Genomic DNA, 22,181 nt, shown 5'->3' with positions numbered 1-22,181 from the left:
TAATCAATTATGGCTGTTCAGCAGAACAAAAAATCCCGCTCTGCCCGTGACATGCGTCGTTCGCACGATGCTCTTGAGGCAAGCACTCTGTCGGTAGAAAAGACCACTGGTGAAATTCACCTGCGTCACCACGTATCGCCAGAAGGCGTATACCGTGGTCGTAAAGTGATCGACAAGGGCGCTGACGAGTAATTTCTTGTCCGCTCCGATCATCGCGATCGACGCAATGGGCGGGGACTTCGGTCCCCGCAACATTGTTCAGGCTAGTATTGCGTGCCTGATTGCTACTCCCTCGCTTCATTTGGCCCTCGTCGGCCAGGCCTCCCTGATTGAAGAACTGATTGCCAGCCATCGTGGTGTGGATCGCTCGCGTCTGCGTGTTGTCAATTCCAGCGAAGTCATCGCCATGGACGAGCGTCCGTCTCAGGCACTGCGTGGCAAGCCCGAGTCGTCAATGCGGGTGGCCCTTGAGCTGGTAGCAAGCGGGCAGGCCAGCGCGTGTGTCAGTGCGGGCAATACCGGTGCGTTGATGGCGCTCTCCCGGCATGTGCTCAAGACCTTGCCGGGCATTGATCGGCCCGCGATGATCGCGGCCATTCCGACCCGCACAGGCCATTGTCAGTTGCTGGATCTGGGGGCGAATGTCGATTGCAGTGCTGAGGCACTCTATCAATTTGCCGTGATGGGCTCGGTTCTTGCGCAGATTCTCGGGGTTGCCAAGCCCAGGGTTGCCTTGCTCAATGTCGGTACAGAAGACATAAAGGGCAACCAGCAGGTCAAGCTGGCTGCCAGTCTGCTGCAGGCGGCAACGGAGCTGAACTACATCGGTTACGTTGAAGGTGACGGTGTTTACCGGGGTGAGGCCGATGTTGTGGTATGTGACGGATTTGTCGGTAATGTACTGCTCAAGTCGAGCGAGGGGCTGGCGACCATGATTGCCGCCAGAATCGACTCGCTGTTCAATCGTAATCTGCTCAGCAGGGCGATCGGCGCACTGGCCTTGCCATTGCTGAAGCGGCTTCAGACTGATCTGGCTCCCGCACGACATAACGGCGCGAGTCTTTTGGGGTTGCGGGGCGTCGTCGTGAAGAGTCACGGTTCCGCGAGTGTTTCCGGGTTTCAGAGTGCGATTTATCGGGCCATGACCGAAGCCTCTGAAAACCTGCCGCAACGCCTGAATAGTCAGCTCGAAACGAGGTTTCGTGACGACCAAGGTTGAAAATGTGACGCGCCTGACTGGTCAGTCATCCAAACGATCAGTCATGCATGTTTGAATACCCGCGTTCGGCCCGTCCGGACGCCCATTTTGGCGACAATAATTCAGAGGCTTGTCAAATGTCTGCATCCCTCGCATTCGTCTTTCCGGGTCAAGGCTCGCAATCGCTTGGCATGCTTGCCGAGCAAGGCAAGCAGCATCCGTTGATCCTCGATACGTTCGAGCAAGCGTCCGAAGCGCTCGGCTACGACCTCTGGGCGTTGACCCAGAACGGTCCGGCGGAGCTGCTCAACCAGACCGACAAGACCCAGCCTGCAATTCTGACCGCCTCTGTGGCCCTGTGGCACGTATGGCTGGCCGAGGGCGGGGCTATTCCTGCTTTTGTTGCCGGCCACAGCCTGGGTGAATACAGTGCACTGGTTGCGGCACAAAGCCTGAGCCTGGCTGATGCCGTCAAGCTGGTGGAGCGCCGTGGTCAGTTGATGCAGGAAGCCGTGCCAGCCGGCCAGGGTGGCATGGCTGCCATTCTCGGGCTGGAAGATGCCGATGTGATCGCAGCCTGCGCCGAAGCGGCTCAGGGTGAGGTGGTCAGTGCGGTCAATTTCAACTCGCCGGGGCAGGTGGTCATTGCCGGTTCCGCCGAAGCGGTCAAGCGCGCGATGGAGCTGTGCAAGGCCCGTGGTGCAAAGCGCGCACTGCCGTTGCCGGTCAGCGTGCCCTCGCACTGCGAGCTGATGCGCCCGGCTGCCGAGCGCTTCGCCGAGTCCATCGAAGCAATCGAGTGGCAGGCGCCGGAAATTGCGTTGGTGCAAAACGTCAGCGCCCGTGCAGTCAGTGATCTGGCGACGCTCAAGCGCGATCTGCTGGAGCAATTGTATAAGCCGGTACGCTGGGTTGAATCCGTTCAATTTCTGGCAAGCCAGGGTGCAACACAATTGGTGGAATGTGGCCCTGGCAAAGTGCTGGCGGGTCTGAACAAGCGTTGCGCCGAAGGCGTGATGACCTACAACCTTGATACCCCGGATGCCTTTGCCGCCGCACGTGCGGCACTGGCCTGATTAGGAGAAGACTGCATGAGCCTTCAAGGTAAAGTTGCACTGGTAACCGGCGCCAGTCGTGGTATTGGTCAAGCCATTGCCCTGGAACTGGGACGCAATGGTGCTGTTGTCGTGGGTACTGCGACTTCCGAGTCCGGCGCCGAGCGCATCAGCGCGACGTTCAAGGAAAACGGCATTGAAGGCTTTGGCCTGATGCTCGATGTGTGTGACGCCGAGTCGGTCAATTCGGTACTGTCCACCATTCAGGAACGTGTCGGTGCGCCGTTGATTCTGGTCAATAACGCCGGTATCACTCGTGATAACCTGATGATGCGCATGAAAGATGACGAATGGTATGACGTCGTCAACACCAATCTGAACAGCCTTTTCCGTCTTTCGAAAGGTGTTCTGCGGGGCATGACCAAGGCTCGCTGGGGGCGTATCATCAGTATTGGTTCGGTTGTGGGTGCCATGGGCAACGCCGGTCAAGTAAACTATGCTTCCGCGAAAGCCGGGCTGGAAGGTTTCAGCCGGGCTCTGGCCCGAGAAGTGGGTTCGCGTGCAGTGACCGTGAATTCGGTGACGCCGGGTTTCATCGATACTGATATGACGCGTGAGTTGCCAGAGGCTCAGCGTGAGTCCCTGATAACCCAGATTCCCCTGGGCCGTCTGGGGCAGGCTCAAGAGATCGCGAACGTGGTCGCTTTTCTTGCTTCGGAAGGCGCAGGTTACGTTACCGGGGCGACAATTCCCGTTAACGGCGGCATGTACATGAGCTGATGTGACGAACTGTTTCAAAAAAATGTCATACGAGCTGTCTAAAATCCGTTATAAAGCTGCAATCTATGAATGGGCGAAGGTACGGTTGGGCATAAGAGAAGAGCGTTAAGCTTGAAATTCGCAAAACCTCTTCTATACACTTACCCACTGGCCAGATGCCTGAACATTTCCACTAGGAGTTAAAACTAGGTATGAGCACCATCGAAGAGCGCGTCAAGAAAATCGTTGCCGAGCAACTTGGCGTCAAATCAGAAGAGGTTGTCAACACTGCTTCTTTCGTTGAAGACCTGGGCGCTGACTCCTTGGACACCGTAGAGCTGGTAATGGCTCTGGAAGAGGAATTCGAGACCGAAATCCCTGACGAAGAAGCGGAAAAGATCACTACCGTTCAAGCAGCAATCGATTACGTCACCAGCCATCAGGCTTAAGATTTGTAATCGCTGCCTGCTGTCACGGGAAAACCGCACTGCTTTAACCGGCGTGCGGTTTTTTCTTTAAGAAACGCTGTGATTGTTCCGTAAACAAGAGAGAAGGAGAGTCCTGTGTCGCGTAGACGCGTCGTGGTCACCGGGATGGGCATGCTTTCGCCACTGGGCAATGATGTGCACAGCAGTTGGCAAGGTATTCTGGCGGGCCGCAGTGGCATTGGCCTTATCGAGCACACGGACCTGTCAGCCTTCACCACCCGTTTCGGCGGTTCGGTCAAGGGCTTCAACGTCGAAGAGTACCTGGCGCCGAAAGAAGCACGTCGGCTCGATCTCTTTATTCAGTATGGTCTTGCGGCCAGCTTTCAGGCGGTGCGTAACGCCGGCCTTGAAGTCACGGATGCAAACCGCGAGCGCATTGGCGTTGCCATGGGTTCGGGTATCGGTGGTCTGACCAACATCGAAAACAGCAGTCGTCTGCTGCACGAGCAGGGACCGGGACGGATTTCTCCGTTTTTTGTACCGGGCTCGATCATCAACATGATTTCCGGTTTTCTGTCCATCCATCTGGGGGCACAGGGACCTAACTACGCCATCGCGACAGCCTGTACCACGGCAACGCATTGCATTGGTATGGCGGCGCGCAACATTGCCTATGACGAGGCTGACGTGATGATTGCAGGTGGTGCCGAAATGGCAGCCTGTGGTCTCGGTCTTGGCGGCTTTGGCGCAGCGCGGGCGCTGTCTACCCGCAACGACGATCCGGCCCGGGCCAGTCGTCCGTGGGACAAGGGCCGTGACGGCTTCGTCCTGTCCGACGGGGCGGGCGCAATGGTGCTCGAAGAGCTTGAGCACGCCAAGGCGCGTGGCGCGACGATCTACGCCGAACTGGTCGGCTTCGGCATGAGTGGCGATGCTTACCACATGACCTCGCCGCCGGATGACGGTGCCGGTGCCGCACGTTGCATCGTCAATGCGCTGCGCGATGCGAAGGTCAATCCCGAGCAGGTGCAGTACATCAACGCGCATGGCACCTCGACGCTGGCGGGCGATCTGGCTGAAGCCTCGGCCATCAAGTCGGTATTCGGCGATCACGCGTACAAGCTGGCAGTCAGTTCGACCAAGTCGATGACCGGCCACCTGTTGGGGGCTGCGGGCGCAGTCGAAGCGATTTTCAGCGTTCTGGCAATGGTCGATCAGGTCGCTCCGCCGACCATCAACCTGGATGAGCCGAGTGAAGGCTGCGATCTGGACTTCGTACCTCACGAAGCGCGCCGGATGCCGATTGATGTTGTCCTGTCGAACTCATTCGGGTTCGGTGGCACCAATGGCTCGCTGGTGTTCCGTCGGTTCGCCGAGTAATGCCCTGCTGGGTTGATGGCTGCCCCGCAGAGACCTTGTCGGTAAAGGATCGCGGGCTGGCCTACGGTGACGGGCTGTTTGAAACCGTCGCTGTCAGGGCTGGGCAAGCGGTGCTTCTGGAGCGCCACTTGCAGCGCCTTGAGCGTGGCTGTCAGCAGCTGAAGATTGATGTCGACTCTGTGCAGGTTCGAACCGAGATGATCCACTTCGCAGCCGAACTGGGTGACGGGGTCATGAAATTGCTGCTCACCCGTGGCGACAGCCAGCGCGGTTATGCGCCCGCTCCCGATACGCAGCCGCGTCGCATCCTGCAGGGCAGTCCTGCACCCGCTTATCCTGCTTCCCATGCTGATCAGGGCGTTCGTCTGTTCGCCTGCCAGACCCGTCTGGCCGAGCAGCCACTGCTTGCCGGGCTCAAGCATCTGAACCGTCTGGAGCAAGTAGTGGCCCGTTCCGAATGGAGCGACACTGATCACGCCGAAGGGCTGATGTGTGACACTTCCGGTCGTGTGATCGAAGGGGTCTACAGCAATCTGTTTCTGGTCGTACAAGGCCGTCTGCTGACTGCCGACCTCAGTCGATGCGGGGTCGCAGGTGTGATGCGTGCCGAACTGCTGGATCGGGCTGCCACGCTAGGGGTAGCGGTCGACATTCGTGACGTGCATCTCTCCGATCTGGAAACCGCGGACGAGGTGTTTTTGTGCAACAGCGTTTATGGCGTCTGGCCGGTTCGCGGCTTTGCGGCGCTGAACTGGCCGGTTGGTCCGTTGACCCGTAAACTGCAAGGCATCGCTCGCGCCCTTCTGGATATCTGATTCGTGATCCGAAAACTATTGCTGTTGCTGGAAACCGGCATTGTCATTGCGGGCCTTTTGCTCGGCGTTGCGTTCTGGCAGCAGAACAAAGCCTTGAACCAGCCGCTAGAAGTGGCTCAGGAACAGCTGCTGGACGTACCTGCGGGTTCCACACCCACTGGCGTTCTCAATCGTCTGCAGGCCGATGGCGTCATCAAGGATGCTTTCTGGCTGCGCCTCTATTGGCGTTTCAACCTGGCCAACCAGCCGCTGCACAGTGGTGAATACCGCATGGTGCCGGGCATGAACGTAAAAGGCCTGTTCGACGTCTGGAAACGCAAGGAAGTCGTGCAATACAGCCTGACGCTGGTCGAAGGCTGGAATTTCCGTCAGGTTCGCGCGGCGCTGGCCAAACAGGCCAAGCTTGAGCAGACCCTGGCAGGTGTGTCCGACAGCGAGCTGATGGCAAAAATCGGCCATCCCGATGTCTTCCCCGAAGGCCGCTTCTTCCCCGACACCTATCGCTACGTGCGCGGCATGACCGATGCCGAGCTGCTCAAGCAGGCCTACAGTCGTCTTGAAGAAGTGCTGGATGAAGAGTGGAACGCAAGATCGTCAGAGGCGCCGTATTCCAATCCTTATCAGGCGCTGATCATGGCGTCGCTGGTCGAGAAGGAAACCGGCGTGCCTCAGGAGCGCGGTCAGATCGCAGGCGTTTTCGTGCGCCGCCTGAAGCTGGGTATGCAATTGCAGACCGACCCGACCGTCATTTATGGCATGGGCGAGCGCTACAACGGCAAGTTGACCCGTGCCAACCTTAAAGAAGCCACGCCTTACAACACCTACGTGATAGCCGGTATGCCACCGACACCGATCTCGCTGGTGGGGCGCGAAGCGATTCATGCCGCACTGAATCCGGTGGCAGGCAGCAGCCTGTATTTCGTCGCCAAGGGTGATGGCAGCCATGTCTTTTCCGACGATCTGGATGCGCATAATGCAGCCGTGCGCGAGTATCAGCTCAAGCGCCGTACGGATTATCGATCCAGCCCGGCACCCGCACCTGCACCCGCACCCGAAGCTGACCCGACGTCCTCGGAACCACCGCCTGCGACTTCACCGGATGCCCCGCAATCCGGGTCGAATGCGCAATGATGACCATTAAGGATTGCCTGTGACTGGCTTGTTTATCACGCTCGAAGGCCCGGAAGGCGCGGGCAAAAGCACCAACCGCGACTATCTGGCTACCCGACTGCGTGAGCAGGGCGTCGAGGTATTGATGACCCGTGAGCCGGGCGGTACGCCGCTGGCCGAACGTATTCGCGAGCTGTTGCTGGCCCCCAGTGACGAAGCCATGAGCGCCGACACCGAACTGCTGCTGGTATTCGCGGCCCGCGCGCAGCATCTGGCTGAGGTCATTCGTCCAGCGCTGGCGCGTGGCGAGGTGGTGCTGTGTGACCGTTTCACCGATGCTACTTACGCCTATCAGGGTGGTGGCCGTGGCTTGCCTCGCGAGCGCATTGCTGCGCTGGAGCAGTTTGTTCAGGGCGATCTGCGCCCCGATCTGACGCTGGTCTTTGATCTGCCGGTTGAAATCGGCCTCTCGCGCGCAGCGGCCAGGGGCCGACTGGACCGTTTCGAGCAGGAAGGGCGAGCGTTCTTCGACGCGGTTCGCACGACGTACCTGGACCGCGCCAAAGCCGAGCCTGCGCGCTACCGTCTGGTGGATGCGTCGCAGACCCTGGCTGAAGTCCAGGCGTTTCTCGACACATTGCTGCCGCAGTTGCTGGAGCTGCAACGTGGCTGAAGCCTACCCGTGGCAGGCGTCGCTCTGGCAACAGATGGCCGGTCGTGCCCAGCACGCTCACGCCTATCTGCTGCACGGTCCGGCGGGTATCGGCAAGCGCGCGCTGGCCGAGCGCTTGATGGCCAGCCTGCTGTGCAAGACGCCTGTCGGGCTGGACGCCTGCGGGCACTGCAAGTCCTGCCTGTTATTGCTCGCAGGCAGCCATCCGGACAATTACGTGCTGGAGCCGGAAGAGGCGGACAAGCCGATCAAGGTCGATCAGGTACGTGACCTGGTCAGCTTTGTGGTGCAGACCGCGCAGATGGGCGGTCGCAAGGTCGTCCTTGTCGAGCCGGTGGAGGCCATGAACATCAACGCGGCGAACGCCTTGCTGAAAAGTCTCGAAGAGCCGTCGGGCAATACCGTTCTGTTGCTGGTCAGTCATCAGCCAAGCCGCCTGCTGCCCACGGTCAAGAGCCGTTGCGTACAGCAGGCATGTCCACTGCCCGGTGAGCAGATGAGTCTGGACTGGTTGAGCAGCGCGTTGCCCGACTGCACGCCGGACGAACGCATCGAGTTGCTGACGCTGGCCGCCGGTTCGCCGCTGGCGGCCGTATCACTGCACGCCCAGGGCGTTCGCGAGCAGCGTGCGCTGGTGGTCGATGGCGTCAAGAAGCTTCTCAAGCAGCAGCAATCGGCAAGCCAGCTGGCTGAAGGCTGGAAGGACATTCCGCTGTTGCTGTTGTTTGACTGGTTCTGCGACTGGTCGCACCTGGTCCTGCGCTATCAGATGACTCAGGACGAAGAAGGCCTTGGTCTGCATGACATGCGCAAGGTTGTTCAGTACCTGGCGCAGAAGTCATCGCGCGGCAAGGTGCTGGAGATTCAGGACTGGATACTCGCGCAACGACAGAAAGTCATGTCCAAGGCCAACCTCAATCGGGTCTTGCTGCTTGAAGCGCTGCTGGTGCAGTGGGCAGGGCTGCCAGGACAGGCGTAGACTCTGCATTATTAAACGCCGAGGTGTTGTGATGAATGAGCCCCTGAACACAGGTCCACGTAATGGCATCCTGTCCCTGACCATCAAGGACAAGTCCGTGCTGTACGCGGCCTACATGCCATTCATCAGAAACGGCGGGCTGTTCATCCCCACCAGCAAGAGCTACAAGCTGGGCGACGAGGTGTTCATGCTGCTCAATCTGATGGACGAACCCGAGAAGGTCCCTGTTGCAGGTCGCGTGGCCTGGATCACGCCGAAGGGCGCGCAGGGTAACCGGACTGCCGGTGTCGGTGTGCAATTCAATGATGGCGACAACACTGCGCGCAACCTGATCGAAACTCACCTGGTCGGTGCTCTCAAGTCCGACCGTCCAACCCATACGATGTAGATGTGTTTTTACCCATGCTTGTAGATTCCCACTGTCACCTTGATCGTCTCGACCTTACTCAACATGACGGCTCTCTGGATGCTGCGCTTGAAGCAGCGCGGGGCAGGGGTGTCGGGCATTTTCTGTGCATCGGCGTCAGCGCCGACAATGCGGGCGCGGTCAAGGCTGTCGCCGAGCGCTACGCCGACGTCGATTGCTCGGTAGGCATTCATCCGCTTGACGTCAAACCGGGTGAGATGCCGCCGCTGGACTGGTTGCTCAAGGAGCTGGATCACCCGCGTGTGGTGGCGATTGGCGAGACCGGTCTGGATTATCACTACGAGCCTGAAGCGGCCGAGTTGCAGCAGGCGTCTTTCCGGGTGCACCTGGAGGCCGCCAGAATCACCGAAAAACCGGTGATCATCCACACCCGAGGCGCGCGCGCCGACACCTTGAGCCTTTTGCGTGAAGCAGCCTTGCCCCGTGCGGGCGTGCTGCATTGTTTCACCGAAGACTGGGAGATGGCCAAGGTAGCATTGGACCTGGGCTATTACATCTCGTTGTCCGGCATCGTGACCTTCCGCAATGCCGACGCCTTGCGCGACGTTGCCCGGCAGGTGCCGGCCGACCGTCTGCTGGTCGAGACCGATTCGCCGTACCTGGCGCCTATTCCTTACCGCGGCAAACCCAATCTGCCGCAGTATGTGCGCGAGGTGGCCGAGTTTCTGGCCATGCTGCGAGGCGAGTCCTACGAGCGGTTCGCGGAGCAGACCACCGCCAACTTTGCCCGCCTGTTTCCGCTGGCCCATTTGCAGCGCTGAGCAGCAAACCTGGGCGACGGGTAAATCACAGGCAAAAAAAACCCGGATTCTGGGGGGGTGAAGCCGGGTTAAGACCATTAGGAGTAAAACAAAGGCACGCCATCCATTGGTACCTTTACGGGCACGCCATTTGGGGGAATGAGGTGCCAGCGTCTTGAGTATTGCCCAGGATGGCGTCCCGTCCAGTGTCTTCTGTTCGTTTTTTAAACAGTTTTGGAATACTAAAACGCTTCTTGAGTCCTCGATAAACGGATGGAAGCGGGGCAAATTGCGTGCAATTGAAAAAACATCATAGATTCCGGGCGTGTAGCAATTTCGGGCACGCGGCGGTGGTTTGAGTCGGGTTGAGGTTGTCAGTGGAATTTTCCAACGGTTTTTTGTTGAGCCTGTCGTTGTGTCTTGATATCGGTCTGGCGAATATCGCCATGATCACGCTGTCCATGCAGCACGGGTTCGCCAAAGGTCTATGGCTGGGGCTCGGAACCTGCATCGGTGATCTGGCCTACGCGATTCTGGCAATGCTCGGCATGGCCGTGCTGCTCCAGTATGAGACGGTTCGCTTTGTGCTCTGGCTGGGTGGCACGGCTGTACTGGCGTACTTTTGCTTCAAGATGGTGATGAGTGCGAGGACGGTCAGCACGGGCATTGCCGATCAGGATGCCCAATCAGGCGAGTCGGCGCTGAAGCTGTTTCTGCGCGGTATCTTTCTGGCGATGTCCTCGCCCAGCGCCATTCTCTGGTTCGCCGCAGTCGGCGGTGCGCTGATTGCCCGGCAAGGCTCGGATCTGGCCAGCGCATCGACCTTTCTGGCGGGTTTTCTCGTGGCAGGCGTTGTCTGGTCTATTTCCATCTGTGCGCTGGCCCACCAGGGTGGACGCTTCATGGGCGAGCGGATATTGCGCTGGTCTTATATCGCGTCAGCGTTGATATTTGCTTATTTCACACTGTATGTAGTGATCAGCGGATACATGGAGTTTGTCGCCACCGCTCCGGTGCAGGTCGACTAATTCTGATGAATCGTGCAATTTAGCGCCGAATGGGCATAATACCCGGCTTCGATTTCGATCTCTGACAGACCTTCTCATGCAGAAAGAACCTCGTAAGGTCCGTGAATTTCGCCGCCGTGAGCAGGAAATTCTCGACACCGCGCTTAAGCTGTTCCTGGAGCAGGGCGAAGACAGCGTTACCGTCGAGATGATCGCGGACGCCGTCGGCATTGGCAAAGGCACCATCTACAAGCACTTCAAATCCAAGGCGGAAATCTACCTGCGCCTGATGCTCGATTACGAGCGGGATCTGAACGAGCTGCTGCATTCCGCCGATGTCGACAAGGACAAGGAGGCGCTTTCGCGTGCCTACTTCGAGTTCCGCATGCGTGACCCACAGCGCTATAGGTTGTTCGACCGGCTGGAAGAGAAGGTGGTCAAGGGCAACCAGGTGCCCGAGCTGGTCGAAGAGCTGCACAAGATCCGCGCCTCCAACTTCGAGCACCTCACGTTGCTGATCAAGGGGCGCATCACCGAAGGCAAGCTCGAAGACGTTCCGCCCTACTACCATTACTGCGCCGCCTGGGCACTGGTGCATGGCGCGGTCGCGCTGTACCACTCGCCATTCTGGAGCAATGTGCTGGAGGATCAGGAAGGCTTCTTCAACTTCCTCATGGACATTGGCGTGCGCATGGGCAACAAGCGCAAGCGCGACAGCGATACCCCTGTCGAAACCAAGCCTGACCCCGCCGGCCAGTAAGTTGCCAGGCTAGCCTTGAATACCCGCCTCAAGGCTTTTGCAGCCGCCGTGCTGGACATGGCGCGGAAGCTGCATCCGACGACCATTCGCCGGTTTTCCGTCACCGGCATCTGGGAGGGGATAATGCGTAGCCTGGTTCTGCTGCTCGCGCTGTTGGCGCTGAATGGCTGCATGAAAGTCAGTGATATGGGCGAAGGCGTTCGCGAGCAATTCAGCGATGCGGGCCTGCTTGATCACAGCAGCACCCGTCGTACCGCCAACTGGCGTGTGCAGCCTGACTCATTCATTTACATCGCCCAGGGCGCTTTTGTACCTCCCGGCAAAGCCTACCCGCGTCCCAACGTCGTTGCCGAAGAGGCCTTCAAAGGCTTCGTCGAGTACTTCCCGATGGTCCGTCGTGCCCCTGCGCCAATGGGGCTTGATGAAGCCATGACTGAAGCGCGCAGCGCAGGCGCCCATTATCTGCTCTACACCCGTTTCGCCCGGGCTGATGACCGCATCAGCAATTGGGATCAATGGTCCGATCAGGAAGCGGTGGACCGCTTGGGCGTCGACAGCGGCGTCATTCAACTGATGTTGATCGAGACCAGCACACGCTACCTCATCGACAGCGCCCGCATTCGCAGCCGTGGCGGATTGCTGACGCTTTACGATACAAGCCCCGAAGATTTGCTAGGCCCGCCTCTTGAAGACTACGCTCGTACTCTATTGGGCGTGGAACGCTAGAAACATCTGGCGTCCGGCCTTGAACCATCTCGGGAGAGTGGCGTGACCGATTCAAACAAGGCAGGCGATCTTTTCGCACAGATTCCCAAAACCAAGGGGTTGCCGCCTGTTCATCTGTGGAATCCGGATTTTTGCGGCGATATCGATATGCGTATCGCCCGTGACGGCACCTGGTATTACCAGGGCACGCCGATAGGGCGCAAGCCGATGGTCCGGCTGTTCTCGACCATCATGCGACGCGATGGCGATGATTACTTTCTGATCACACCTGTGGAAAAGGTCGGCATCAAGGTGGATGACGCACCGTTTGTGGCGGTCAGTCTCGACGTGCAGGGGGAAGGTGAGGGGCAAGTGCTACGCTTTCTGACCAATGTGGAGGATAAGACCGAAGCCGGGCCCGAGCATCCACTGCGGGTGGTGACGGACCCCGATACCCAGGAGCCTGCGCCTTACGTTCTGGTGCGCAACAACCTTGAAGCACTGATCCATCGCAACGTGTTCTATCAGTTGGTCGAACTGGCGGTTTCCCGTGAAATCGACAGCCAGCGCTGGTTGGGCGTCTGGAGCCACGGGGTGTTTTTCAAGATCGGTCTCGAACCTTGAAATGTCCCGCTGCTCACGTGCTTCAATTGCCTGTCGGCAATACGGCGGTTAAAGTGCCGCTCCCTGATTTTCCTGAGGTTTTTGCATGAGCCAGTCCTTTGATATCGCCGTAGTCGGCGCAACCGGTACTGTCGGCGAAACCCTTGTCCAGGTTCTGGAAGAACGCAATTTTCCGGTCGGTAATCTGCACCTGCTGGCGAGCATCGAATCAGCGGGCCATTCAGTGCCGTTCCGCGGCAAGAATGTACGTGTGCGTGAAGTCGACGCGTTCGATTTCAGCAAAGTCCGGCTGGCCTTTTTCGCTGCCGGCCCCGCGATCAGCCGTAGTTACGCAGAGAAGGCCGTGGCGGCAGGCTGTTCGGTGGTCGACCTGTCGGGCGCGTTCCCGGCCGGGCAAGCGGCCAATATCGTGCCGGAGATCAACGCAGCGCTACTGAGTGCCGGTGGCGCCGGGGTGCATCTGGTGGCCAGCCCGAGTGCTGCTGCCACTGCGGTCGCTCTGGTTCTTGCGCCCTTGCGCGCCATGCTCGATCTGCACAGCGTGTCGGTAACGGCCTGTCTGGCAGTATCGGCGCTGGGCCGTGAAGGCGTGAGCGAACTGGCGCGACAGACCACCGAACTGCTCAACGTACGCCCGCTGGAAACCAGCTTCTTCGACCGTCAGATGGCCTTCAACGTGCTGGCTCAGGTCGGCACGCCGGACGAATCCGGTCACTTGCCGCTGGAGCGGCGTCTGGTGGATGAGCTGCGCGAACTGTTGGCGCAGCCGTCGCTCAAAGTATCTGCCACCTGCATTCAGGTTCCGGTGTTCTTCGGCGACAGTTTCACTGTGGCGCTGCGAACAACAGGTCCGGTCGATCTGGCTGCGGTCAATGCCGCGCTGGAGGCCGCACCCGGTCTTGAACTGGTGGATGCGGGCGATTACCCGACGCCGGTTGGCGATGCAGTCGGCCAGGATGTGGTTTATGTCGGTCGCGTCCGGGGTGGTACAGATGATCCGGAGCAACTCAATCTGTGGCTGACGTCAGATAATGTGCGCAAAGGCGCGGCGCTCAATGCTGTGCAGGTTGGCGAATTGTTGATAAAAGGCTATGTGTAAAAGATACTTGGCAATCATTTGAACAATTGTTTTCGCGGCGACACGCCTTACACCCAAATGCAGGACTACCTCTCCGGATGTCGGAGAATCTTTAAACAAGGGATGGGCTATGGTTCAGGTTCGTAAACTGGTATTAGCAATCGCTGCTGCTTCAGCGCTGTCATCGGGTATGGCGCAGGCGCTGGGGCTCGGGGAATTGTCGGTCAAGTCGACCCTGAATCAGCCATTGGTAGCGGAAATCGAGTTGACCGAGGCGCAGGGGCTTAACGCAACGCAAGTTGTGCCCAGCCTGGCAACCACTGCCGACTTCGCTCAGGCGGGCGTTACGCGTCAGGCATTTCTCAACGACCTCACGTTTACCCCGGTGATCAACGCCAGCGGCAAAAGTGTCTTGCGGATTACGTCCAGCAAGCCGGTGCGTGAGCCCTACGTGAAGTTTCTGGTTCAAGTACTCTGGCCGAATGGCCGGTTGCTGCGTGAATACAGCCTGCTGCTGGATCCGCCGAAGTTCTCGCCAGAGGCTGCGGCCGCTGCGGCGGCACCTGCGCCCGTTGCGGCTCCCGCTCCGGCAGCGCCGGCCCAGTTGGCCACCGTCGCACCGTCTGCAGAAGCCACTGCTCCCGAGGCACCGGCGCCAGCGGCCAGCGGAACAGCATTGCCGCCGCCTGCAACTGACAAGCCGGCGCAATACATCACCGCCAATAACGACACCTTGTGGGAAATTGCCGCGAAGGTGCGCACCGCCGGAACCGTCCAGCAGACCATGCTAGCGATCCAGGCGCTGAATCCGGATGCGTTCATCGGCGGCAACATCAACCGCCTGAAGAAAGGCCAGGTATTGCGTCTGCCGTCGCCTCAGCAGACCACCGCACTGCCACAACCTCAGGCCGTTACCGAAGTTTCCCGGCAGTACACCGAGTGGCGCGGCGGCCGTCGTTCGCCTGCGACCGGTACGCGCCAGGTCGACGCGACCCGTCGTGATCGTGCAGGCGCTGCTCCGTCACGCGTAGACGCCTCGGACAACCTTAGTCTGGTCTCGGCAAACGGCAAGCCCGCCGCCAAAGGCGCAGCAGGTGACGATGCCAGCAACAAGCTGGCGGTCGCTCAGGAGGCGCTCGATACCACGCGTCGTGACAATGCCGAGCTGAAAAGCCGGATGAATGACCTACAAAGCCAGCTCGACAAGCTGCAACGTCTGATCGAGCTGAAAAACGGTCAACTGGCCAAGATGCAGGCCGCTGGCGCAGCGGTGCCGCCTGCAGCTGCAGCTGCCACGCCTGACACGACGACACCGTCGAACGCGGCAGTACCTGCTTCGCTGGTGGATGCCAATGGCGTCCCGATCAAGCCCGCCGGTGAAGTCGCGCCTGAAGATGCCTTGCCAGCGGGAGCCGCTCAGGTGGCAACGCCAGCGGCTGATCAGCCGTTGGCCGTTGAGCCGGTAGTAGCACCTGAAGAAGATGACACGCTGCAGAAAGTCCTTGATAACCCGGTCCTGCTGGGTCTGATCGGCGGTGCGGTGTTGTTGATTCTGGCCCTGCTGTTGTTGTTTCTGGCGCGGCGTCGCGCTGCAAAGGCTGAAGCCGAGAAACACAAGCGCATGGCACGTGCGCTGGCTGAAGAGTCCGAGTTCGTTTCCGATATGGACCTGGACACACCGCAAGCCAGCTTCGACGGGCTTGATGTGCCGCCGCCGAATGTTCGCATGGGCGCTGCCGGTGCGGCAGCTGCAGCCGCGGCGACTCGCGAGCGTCAGGCTGATCCGCTGGTGCAGGCCGAGATTCATATTGCCTACGGGCGCATGAATCAAGCAGTCGAGCTGCTTGAGGAAGCTGTTCAGGAAGACCCGAAGCGCGATGATATTCGCCTCAAGCTGATGGAAATCTACGCTGAACAGGGCAATAACAAAGCCTATGCCGCCCACGAGCGCAAGCTGGTGGCTGCGGGAAAGCGTGAAGCTGAGGTCGAGCAGCTAGAAGAACGTAACTCGACCCTGAAGCCTGCTGCGTCGCTTGCTTCTGAACCTGCTCCGACGCCGTCGGCGGCTCCTGCTGTTGCGGCGGCGGCAGTAGCGGCCAGTGCTGCTGCATTGGCTGCCGAGCTTGATGCCAAGTATGTAGAAGAGCTGCTGGCCGACACCGATGACCAGCCTGAAGAACCGGCGGCTGCACCTGAGCCGCAAGCACCGGCCCCGCTGGTTGCCGAGCCGGTCGCCGAAGCCGATGAGTTCGATCATGATTTTGACTTGAGCCTGGATGAGTTCGAAGAAACGACCGCGCCGGAAGTCTCGACCGTTAACGATCTTGATGACCTGACACTGGACGAGCCGAAAGCGGACTTGCCGATAACAGCCGCTGCGCCTGACGACGAAGCACTGACGTTCGAATCGATCATGCAGCAGCAGGAAGAGGCGCGGGCTGCCGCATCGACTGAAGAGCTGGCCGACTTCGATCTGGATCTATCCGAAGAGGACCCGGCGCTCAGGAACGAAGATGACTTCCTGCTGGGGCTTGGCGACGACTCGCTTGACCTGGGCAAGACCACACCGCCGCCTGTCAGCGACGATCTGGAACTGCCGGAAGATTTCGACCTGTCGCTGGCCGACGAGATTGAAACCGATCAGGCAAGTCAGGCATTCGCCAGCGAAATCGATGACGTCAATGCCGAGCTGGATCGTCTGGCGCAGAACCTTGAGCATCCGCCGCTCGATGAGCCAAGGTTCACCGCCGAGGACGCAGCAGCGCTGGATGACGAGCCCGACTTCGACTTCATGTCCGGTACTGACGAGGCGGCGACCAAGCTTGATCTGGCGCGGGCCTACATCGACATGGGCGATGCCGACGGCGCGCGGGACATTCTCGACGAGGTGGTGACCGAGGGTGACGACAGTCAGAAGACCGAAGCGCGTGAGATGCTTTCGCGCCTGGCCTGATTCAAGCCTGCCAACCTGCAAACGGCCGCTTATGCGGCCGTTTGCCTTTCAAGCGTCCGGCTTGAGTAGCGTGTTTTTTTTGCGACCGTATAATGGCCGACTTTTCGCGAACCGACAGGCTCTACCACATTGGCGAACATAGATAACCCGGCCGCCGAGATGGCAGCCGAGGGCTTTTCCCGAATCGCGCTGGGCGTGGAGTACAAAGGCTCGCGCTATTGCGGCTGGCAACGGCAGGCGTCCGGTGTGCTGACCGTGCAGGAAACCCTTGAAGACGCGCTTTCGAAAGTGGCTGCATCGCCGGTCTCGCTGATGTGTGCCGGGCGCACTGACGCAGGCGTGCACGCCTGTGGGCAAGTGGTGCATTTCGACACACAGGCAGAGCGTTCACTGAAGGCCTGGGTCATGGGCGCAAACATCAACCTGCCTCATGACATCAGCGTGAGCTGGGCCAGGGTCATGCCTGCCAGCTTTCATGCGCGCTTCAAGGCCATCGCTCGCCGCTATCGCTACGTGATCTACAACGATCAGATCCGCCCGGCACATCTGAATCAGGAAATCACCTGGAATCATCGTCCGCTGGACGTCGAGCGCATGGCGCAGGCCGCCCAATATCTGGTGGGGACTCACGACTTCAGCGCCTTTCGCGCGGGTCAGTGCCAGGCCAAGTCACCGATCAAGCAACTGCACCACCTGCGTGTGACCCGTCACGGCAAGATGATTGTGATCGACGTGCGCGCCAATGCCTTCCTCCACCATATGGTGCGCAACATCGCCGGCGTGCTGATGACCATCGGTGCTGGCGAGCGTCCGGTCGAATGGGCGCGTGATGTGCTGGAGAGTCGCGTGCGGCGTACTGGCGGCGTAACAGCCCATCCTTATGGCTTATATCTGGTTCAGGTGGAGTATCGCGACGAATTTCCGCTGCCGGACCGCTACATCGGTCCGCACTTTCTTACAGGCTTCGCAGAACTTGACGGCTGACGACCTGAACAGCATTTGCTAACATCCGGGACTTTCCGAAAGGTCTGAGGTTTTCACCATATGTCAGCCGTTCGCAGCAAGATCTGCGGGATTACCCGCATAGAAGATGCTCTGGCCGCGGTCGAGGCCGGGGCCGACGCCATTGGCCTGGTGTTTTACCCCAAAAGCCCGCGTGCGGTGACGATCCAGCAGGCGCGCGCGATCATTGCCGCCTTGCCGCCGTTCATTACCACCGTCGGCCTGTTCGTCAATGCCAGTCGTTGCGAGCTCAATGAAACGCTGGAGGCTGTTGCGCTGGACCTGTTGCAGTTTCATGGTGATGAAACGCCAGAGGAGTGTGACGGCTATCATCGTCCCTATATCAAGGCCTTGCGGGTCAAGGCGGGTGATGACATTGCCCAGGCGTGCCGCGCTTACCGCAATGCACGAGGCGTGCTGCTCGACACCTATGTCGAAGGCGTCCCCGGCGGCACTGGCGAAACCTTTGACTGGGCGCTGATTCCGGATGATCTGGACAAGCCGGTCATCCTGGCAGGCGGGCTGACGTCGGCCAATGTGGCGCAGGCCATTGCCCAGGTGCGGCCCTATGCTGTGGATGTGAGCGGTGGGGTGGAGAAGAGCAAAGGCATCAAGGATCGCGAAAAGATCCTGGCGTTCATGAGTGCGGTGCAGGGCGTCTGATGTGACGGTTGCGGTTCGGCCGCCGTCCATAAGCCTGTTCCCGCCGCAACAGATGCGGGTCGAATCAAGTAGGCGAGGGTGTCGATGTGCACCGTCGTTGTTGTGAAAAACCGAGGTGAGGGGTGTGCAGGTCAGGCCACAGGTCGATCGCTGCCTCTTCATCATCGTCCATACACGAATTTACCCGAGGGCATGCGACTGGCGTTTAGGCGTCGGCCGTTCGAGCCACACCGGTACTGGAGAAACAAAGCATGAGCAACTGGTTGGTAGACAAACTGATCCCATCGATCATGCGTTCCGAGGTCAAGAAAAGCTCGGTTCCTGAAGGCCTCTGGCACAAATGCCCGTCCTGCGAAGCGGTGCTCTATCGGCCCGAGCTGGAAAAGACCCTGGACGTCTGCCCCAAGTGCAATCACCACATGCGTATCGGCGCGCGCGCGCGTCTGAACATCTTCCTGGATGTCGAAGGCCGTGGCGAACTGGGCGCTGACCTGGAGCCGGTGGACCGTCTGAAATTCCGTGATGGCAAGAAATACAAGGACCGCCTGACCGCAGCCCAGAAGCAGACCGGTGAGAAAGACGCGCTGATCTCGATGAGCGGCACCCTGCTGGGCATGCCGGTGGTGGCTTCGGCATTCGAATTCTCGTTCATGGGCGGTTCGATGGGCGCCATTGTCGGCGAGCGTTTCGTACGTGCCGCCAACTACGCGCTGGAAAATCGCTGCCCGATGATCTGCTTCGCCGCTTCTGGTGGTGCGCGCATGCAGGAAGCGCTGATCTCGTTGATGCAGATGGCCAAGACTTCCGCCGTTCTGGCGCGTCTTCGCGAAGAAGGGCTGCCGTTTATTTCCGTACTCACCGACCCGGTCTACGGCGGCGTTTCCGCGAGTCTGGCCATGTTGGGTGACGTTATTGTCGCCGAACCCAAGGCACTGATCGGTTTCGCCGGTCCGCGCGTCATCGAGCAGACCGTGCGCGAAAAGCTGCCTGAAGGCTTCCAGCGCAGCGAATTCCTGCTGGATCACGGTGCCATCGACATGATCATCGCCCGCAGCGAGCTTCGCCCACGCCTGGGTAACCTGCTGGCGCAAATGATGAATCTGCCTACGCCACGCTTTGTTGCGCCTGTCATCGAGCCGATCGTCGTTCCGCCAGCTCCGGCCTCGATATGACCCCGGCAACCCTGGGCGACTGGCTCGCCTATCTGGAACAATTGCATCCGTCTGCCATCGACATGGGACTGGATCGCTCGCGACAGGTAGCGCAGCAGTTGGGCCTGACCAGGCCTGCACCCAGGGTGATTACTGTTACCGGCACCAACGGCAAGGGGTCAACCTGCGCCTTTATTGCCGCGTTGCTGCAAGCCCAAGGGCTGAAAGTCGGTGTCTACAGCTCGCCGCACCTGATCCGCTATAACGAGCGGGTGAGGGTGCAAGGTGTTGAAGCGACCGATGTCGAGTTGTGCGAAGCCTTCGCGGCCGTCGAAGCCGCACGTGATGGCGTTACCCTGACGTACTTCGAAATGGGCACGCTGGCAGCCTTCTGGCTGTTCGAGCGCGCTCAGCTTGACGCCGTGGTGCTGGAAGTGGGCCTGGGTGGTCGTCTGGATGCCGTGAACCTGATCGATGCGGATTTCGCGCTGGTGACCAGTATCGGGGTCGATCATTCCGAGTGGCTGGGTGATAGCCGCGAATCGGTCGCGTTCGAGAAAGCCGGGATCTTCCGTTCCGGTCGTCCGGCGCTATGTGGCGATCCCGCTCCGCCCTCGCCGCTGCTGGACAAGGCACGTGAACTGGGCTGCCCGCTATTGATGCGTGGTGAGGATTTCGACCTCACGATTGGCCCGGACAGCTGGGACTGGCGTGGCATTGCACGGGGCGAGCAGGTTGAATTGCTCGGTCTGCCGCTGCTTGACCTGCCCATGCAGAACGCCGCGCTGGCCCTCCAGCTGTATGCCCTGATGGGGTATCCGCTACAGTCCGCAGCGCTGGGTCAGGTTCTGGCTCGCACCCGGCTTACCGGGCGGCTTGATCGTCGAGTCGTGCACTGGCAGGGCCAACGCCTCAATCTGCTTCTGGACGTGGGTCACAATCCGCATGCCGCGCAGTTTCTGCACCAGCGTCTGGCGCAACTCCCGGTTGTCGGCAAGCGCCGCGCCGTGTTCGGTCTGCTGAATGACAAGGACCTTGAGGGCGTAGTCGCTCCTCTGTCACCGGTCATTGCCGAATGGGCCGTCGCGCCGTTGCCCACGCCGCGCAGCAGGCCTGCCGAAGAGTTGCAGGCGGCATTGCAGAACCTTGGCGCTCGCGTGACGTCCTATCAGAGTATTGCGCTGGCATTGGAGGCTCAATGCGCGCATGCCACGGCCGATGATGAAATTCTGCTGTTCGGATCTTTTTACTGTGTTGCCGAGGCCCTGGAATGGCTGGCCCTGCACACCGACGAGGAAGCTGCAAATGGCTTTGCTGGATAACGTAGTCAAGCAGCGGATGGTTGGAGCGCTGGTGCTGATCGCTGTGGCAGTCATCTTTTTGCCGATGCTCTTCACGCGTGAAGATGAAACGCGCCATGTGCAGGTCGAAGCGCCTTCGGCCCCTCAGGCACCGGCAGCTTCACAGGTGCGTGTCGATCCTGTGCCGGTTCCGGAGCCACAGGTACTGCCTCAGGAACCCGTTCCTGGCGATAACGACATGGCAGGCAATCAGGCCCCCTCCATGCCGATTGCGCCATCACCCACCCAGTCAGCGCCACCGGCAACTGCTGCGCCAGCGCAGAAGCCGGCAGCCAAACCAGCGCCTGCACCCGCGCCATCTGCTCCGGCCCCAGCACCGGCAGCTCCTGCCAAGCCTGCGGCACCGGCCGGCGTTGATGCCAATGGCCTGTCGATCAGTTGGTCTGTGCAGCTGGCCAGCATGTCCAATCGAGCCAATGCCGATAACCTGCAAAAGACGTTGCGCACTCAGGGTTACAACGCCTATATCCGTACGTCCGATGGCGTGAACCGGGTATTTGTCGGGCCGTTGATCGAGCGTGCAGAGGCCGATCGTCTGCGTGATCAACTGGACAAACAGCAGAAGCTCAAAGGTATTGTGGTGCGCTTTCAGCCTGAACGGGGCTGACCGTCCGGCACCTTGTGCTGTTGCAGTGAAGTAAAATGCCTTTCGCCGGTAATCGCTGCTTACCGGCAGGCGGGCGCTCTGCTAAAATGCGCCGCCTTATCTGTCTGCAGGCTGCAACGTGCCATTTACTCCGGTTGACTGGGCAATTCTGGGAATTGTCGCCATCTCCGCCCTGATCAGTCTGAAACGCGGCTTCGTAAAAGAAGCACTGTCGTTGACGACGTGGATCATTGCAGGCGTAGTGGCCTGGATGTTTGGCGCAGGGCTGTCGCAGTATCTGGTCAATTACATAGAAACACCGTCGGCCCGCGTCATCGCGAGCTGCACCATTCTTTTCGTCGCCACCCTGCTGGTGGGCGCCATGGTCAACTTTCTTATAGGCGAACTGATTCGCGTCACCGGGCTTTCCGGGACCGATCGTTTTCTCGGCATGGTCTTCGGCGCAGCGCGCGGAGGTCTGCTTGTCGTTGTAGCGGTGGGGCTTTTGAGCCTAGGGCCGGTGCAACAGGATCAATGGTGGCAACAGTCCAGGCTGGTACCACAATTTCTCATGGTCGCTGACTGGTCGAAAAACCTGATTCTCGGGATGTCCAGCAAGTGGCTTGCCAGCGGCATCAGCGTTCCCGCTGACCTGCCGTTCAAGGAACAGATCCTGCCGTATACACCACAGCAGGATGTGCTCGGTAAATCCAGTTCCACTAAGTAG

General features: G+C 59.7%; 24 protein-coding genes. All 24 read left to right on the top strand.

What is annotated here, in order from left to right:
• The first annotated feature begins 9 nt into the window (after nucleotides 1-9).
• The 24 genes from rpmF (at nucleotide 10) to I9H07_RS15780 (ending at nucleotide 22,181) form a co-directional block, all read left to right on the top strand.
• Nucleotides 10-192, top strand: coding sequence for a 50S ribosomal protein L32 (gene rpmF, locus I9H07_RS15895; protein ID WP_002552688.1), 183 nt, complete (start codon nucleotides 10-12; stop codon nucleotides 190-192).
• 4 nt (nucleotides 193-196) lie between these two features.
• Nucleotides 197-1,219 (top strand): phosphate acyltransferase PlsX, encoded by a 1,023-nt coding sequence (gene plsX / locus I9H07_RS15890; protein ID WP_236424724.1) that lies wholly within the window; start codon nucleotides 197-199, stop codon nucleotides 1,217-1,219.
• A 116-nt stretch (nucleotides 1,220-1,335) separates the two neighbouring features.
• Nucleotides 1,336-2,274, top strand: coding sequence for an ACP S-malonyltransferase (gene fabD, locus I9H07_RS15885; protein ID WP_236424726.1), 939 nt, complete (start codon nucleotides 1,336-1,338; stop codon nucleotides 2,272-2,274).
• 15 nt (nucleotides 2,275-2,289) lie between these two features.
• Nucleotides 2,290-3,033: a 3-oxoacyl-ACP reductase FabG gene (fabG, locus tag I9H07_RS15880; protein WP_024674354.1), complete on the top strand. Its 744-nt coding sequence runs from the start codon at nucleotides 2,290-2,292 to the stop codon at nucleotides 3,031-3,033.
• A 191-nt stretch (nucleotides 3,034-3,224) separates the two neighbouring features.
• Nucleotides 3,225-3,461 carry an acyl carrier protein gene (acpP, locus tag I9H07_RS15875; protein ID WP_002552692.1) on the top strand — a complete coding sequence of 79 codons (237 nt, stop codon included), beginning with the start codon at nucleotides 3,225-3,227 and terminating at the stop codon, nucleotides 3,459-3,461.
• 114 nt (nucleotides 3,462-3,575) lie between these two features.
• A complete protein-coding gene (gene fabF, locus I9H07_RS15870) occupies nucleotides 3,576-4,820 on the top strand; it encodes a beta-ketoacyl-ACP synthase II (RefSeq protein ID WP_236424727.1) in 1,245 nt (414 codons plus the stop codon).
• Nucleotides 4,820-5,635, top strand: a complete 816-nt coding sequence (gene pabC / locus I9H07_RS15865) for an aminodeoxychorismate lyase (protein ID WP_236424729.1) — start codon at nucleotides 4,820-4,822, stop codon at nucleotides 5,633-5,635. The genes fabF and pabC overlap by 1 nt, the downstream gene beginning before the upstream one ends.
• Nucleotides 5,636-5,638: 3 nt before the next feature.
• Nucleotides 5,639-6,766, top strand: a complete 1,128-nt coding sequence (mltG, locus tag I9H07_RS15860; protein WP_236424730.1) for an endolytic transglycosylase MltG — start codon at nucleotides 5,639-5,641, stop codon at nucleotides 6,764-6,766.
• Between the two features lie 19 nt (nucleotides 6,767-6,785).
• The gene (gene tmk, locus I9H07_RS15855) at nucleotides 6,786-7,418 is read left to right on the top strand and encodes a dTMP kinase (RefSeq protein WP_024674350.1); all 633 of its coding nucleotides are present in this window, start codon (nucleotides 6,786-6,788) and stop codon (nucleotides 7,416-7,418) included.
• Nucleotides 7,411-8,397, top strand: coding sequence for a DNA polymerase III subunit delta' (locus tag I9H07_RS15850; RefSeq protein WP_236424731.1), 987 nt, complete (start codon nucleotides 7,411-7,413; stop codon nucleotides 8,395-8,397). The genes tmk and I9H07_RS15850 overlap by 8 nt, the downstream gene beginning before the upstream one ends.
• Before the next feature lie 31 nt (nucleotides 8,398-8,428).
• On the top strand, nucleotides 8,429-8,785 hold the full coding sequence (locus I9H07_RS15845; protein ID WP_236424733.1) for a PilZ domain-containing protein: 357 nt from the start codon (nucleotides 8,429-8,431) through the stop codon (nucleotides 8,783-8,785).
• Nucleotides 8,786-8,799: 14 nt separating this feature from the next.
• The gene (locus I9H07_RS15840; protein WP_236424734.1) at nucleotides 8,800-9,585 is read left to right on the top strand and encodes a TatD family hydrolase; all 786 of its coding nucleotides are present in this window, start codon (nucleotides 8,800-8,802) and stop codon (nucleotides 9,583-9,585) included.
• Between the two features lie 356 nt (nucleotides 9,586-9,941).
• Entirely contained in the window at nucleotides 9,942-10,592 is a 651-nt protein-coding gene (locus I9H07_RS15835) for a LysE family translocator (protein WP_236424736.1), read from the top strand.
• A 76-nt stretch (nucleotides 10,593-10,668) separates the two neighbouring features.
• Entirely contained in the window at nucleotides 10,669-11,331 is a 663-nt protein-coding gene (locus I9H07_RS15830) for a TetR/AcrR family transcriptional regulator (protein WP_058824716.1), read from the top strand.
• Nucleotides 11,332-11,454: 123 nt separating this feature from the next.
• Entirely contained in the window at nucleotides 11,455-12,057 is a 603-nt protein-coding gene (locus I9H07_RS15825) for a DUF4823 domain-containing protein (RefSeq protein WP_024645692.1), read from the top strand.
• Nucleotides 12,058-12,099: 42 nt separating this feature from the next.
• Nucleotides 12,100-12,660: a DUF1285 domain-containing protein gene (locus I9H07_RS15820; protein ID WP_058392028.1), complete on the top strand. Its 561-nt coding sequence runs from the start codon at nucleotides 12,100-12,102 to the stop codon at nucleotides 12,658-12,660.
• A gap of 85 nt (nucleotides 12,661-12,745) precedes the next feature.
• Entirely contained in the window at nucleotides 12,746-13,759 is a 1,014-nt protein-coding gene (locus I9H07_RS15815; RefSeq protein WP_236424737.1) for an aspartate-semialdehyde dehydrogenase, read from the top strand.
• Nucleotides 13,760-13,868: 109 nt separating this feature from the next.
• The gene (locus I9H07_RS15810; RefSeq protein WP_236424738.1) at nucleotides 13,869-16,691 is read left to right on the top strand and encodes a FimV/HubP family polar landmark protein; all 2,823 of its coding nucleotides are present in this window, start codon (nucleotides 13,869-13,871) and stop codon (nucleotides 16,689-16,691) included.
• Between the two features lie 159 nt (nucleotides 16,692-16,850).
• Nucleotides 16,851-17,675: a tRNA pseudouridine(38-40) synthase TruA gene (gene truA / locus I9H07_RS15805; protein WP_236424749.1), complete on the top strand. Its 825-nt coding sequence runs from the start codon at nucleotides 16,851-16,853 to the stop codon at nucleotides 17,673-17,675.
• 60 nt (nucleotides 17,676-17,735) lie between these two features.
• Nucleotides 17,736-18,356, top strand: coding sequence for a phosphoribosylanthranilate isomerase (locus tag I9H07_RS15800; protein ID WP_236424740.1), 621 nt, complete (start codon nucleotides 17,736-17,738; stop codon nucleotides 18,354-18,356).
• 251 nt (nucleotides 18,357-18,607) lie between these two features.
• Entirely contained in the window at nucleotides 18,608-19,528 is a 921-nt protein-coding gene (accD, locus tag I9H07_RS15795) for an acetyl-CoA carboxylase, carboxyltransferase subunit beta (protein WP_024674340.1), read from the top strand.
• A complete protein-coding gene (gene folC / locus I9H07_RS15790; protein ID WP_236424741.1) occupies nucleotides 19,525-20,829 on the top strand; it encodes a bifunctional tetrahydrofolate synthase/dihydrofolate synthase in 1,305 nt (434 codons plus the stop codon). The genes accD and folC overlap by 4 nt, the downstream gene beginning before the upstream one ends.
• A complete protein-coding gene (locus I9H07_RS15785; protein WP_236424743.1) occupies nucleotides 20,813-21,475 on the top strand; it encodes an SPOR domain-containing protein in 663 nt (220 codons plus the stop codon). The genes folC and I9H07_RS15785 overlap by 17 nt, the downstream gene beginning before the upstream one ends.
• Nucleotides 21,476-21,593: 118 nt before the next feature.
• Nucleotides 21,594-22,181, top strand: coding sequence for a CvpA family protein (locus I9H07_RS15780; RefSeq protein WP_024645685.1), 588 nt, complete (start codon nucleotides 21,594-21,596; stop codon nucleotides 22,179-22,181).

The organism is Pseudomonas syringae (genome assembly GCF_023278085.1).
GTDB lineage: Bacteria > Pseudomonadota > Gammaproteobacteria > Pseudomonadales > Pseudomonadaceae > Aquipseudomonas > Aquipseudomonas syringae_Q.
Note: the sequence above shows the minus strand (reverse complement) of the source record. Positions and strands in the feature narration are given on the sequence as shown.

Bases quoted from the DNA above. Each gene is read 5' to 3' on its own strand.
- truA (WP_236424749.1), top strand. From the start codon at position 16,851: ATGGCAGCCGAGGGCTTTTCCCGAATCGCGCTGGGCGTGGAGTACAAA.
- I9H07_RS15830 (WP_058824716.1), top strand. From the start codon at position 10,669: ATGCAGAAAGAACCTCGTAAGGTCCGTGAATTTCGCCGCCGTGAGCAG.
- fabG (WP_024674354.1), top strand. From the start codon at position 2,290: ATGAGCCTTCAAGGTAAAGTTGCACTGGTAACCGGCGCCAGTCGTGGT.
- I9H07_RS15810 (WP_236424738.1), top strand. From the start codon at position 13,869: ATGGTTCAGGTTCGTAAACTGGTATTAGCAATCGCTGCTGCTTCAGCG.
- rpmF (WP_002552688.1), top strand. From the start codon at position 10: ATGGCTGTTCAGCAGAACAAAAAATCCCGCTCTGCCCGTGACATGCGT.
- I9H07_RS15825 (WP_024645692.1), top strand. From the start codon at position 11,455: ATGCGTAGCCTGGTTCTGCTGCTCGCGCTGTTGGCGCTGAATGGCTGC.
- I9H07_RS15845 (WP_236424733.1), top strand. From the start codon at position 8,429: ATGAATGAGCCCCTGAACACAGGTCCACGTAATGGCATCCTGTCCCTG.
- acpP (WP_002552692.1), top strand. From the start codon at position 3,225: ATGAGCACCATCGAAGAGCGCGTCAAGAAAATCGTTGCCGAGCAACTT.
- I9H07_RS15800 (WP_236424740.1), top strand. From the start codon at position 17,736: ATGTCAGCCGTTCGCAGCAAGATCTGCGGGATTACCCGCATAGAAGAT.
- I9H07_RS15840 (WP_236424734.1), top strand. From the start codon at position 8,800: ATGCTTGTAGATTCCCACTGTCACCTTGATCGTCTCGACCTTACTCAA.
- fabD (WP_236424726.1), top strand. From the start codon at position 1,336: ATGTCTGCATCCCTCGCATTCGTCTTTCCGGGTCAAGGCTCGCAATCG.
- folC (WP_236424741.1), top strand. From the start codon at position 19,525: ATGACCCCGGCAACCCTGGGCGACTGGCTCGCCTATCTGGAACAATTG.
- pabC (WP_236424729.1), top strand. From the start codon at position 4,820: ATGCCCTGCTGGGTTGATGGCTGCCCCGCAGAGACCTTGTCGGTAAAG.
- I9H07_RS15785 (WP_236424743.1), top strand. From the start codon at position 20,813: ATGGCTTTGCTGGATAACGTAGTCAAGCAGCGGATGGTTGGAGCGCTG.
- I9H07_RS15815 (WP_236424737.1), top strand. From the start codon at position 12,746: ATGAGCCAGTCCTTTGATATCGCCGTAGTCGGCGCAACCGGTACTGTC.
- accD (WP_024674340.1), top strand. From the start codon at position 18,608: ATGAGCAACTGGTTGGTAGACAAACTGATCCCATCGATCATGCGTTCC.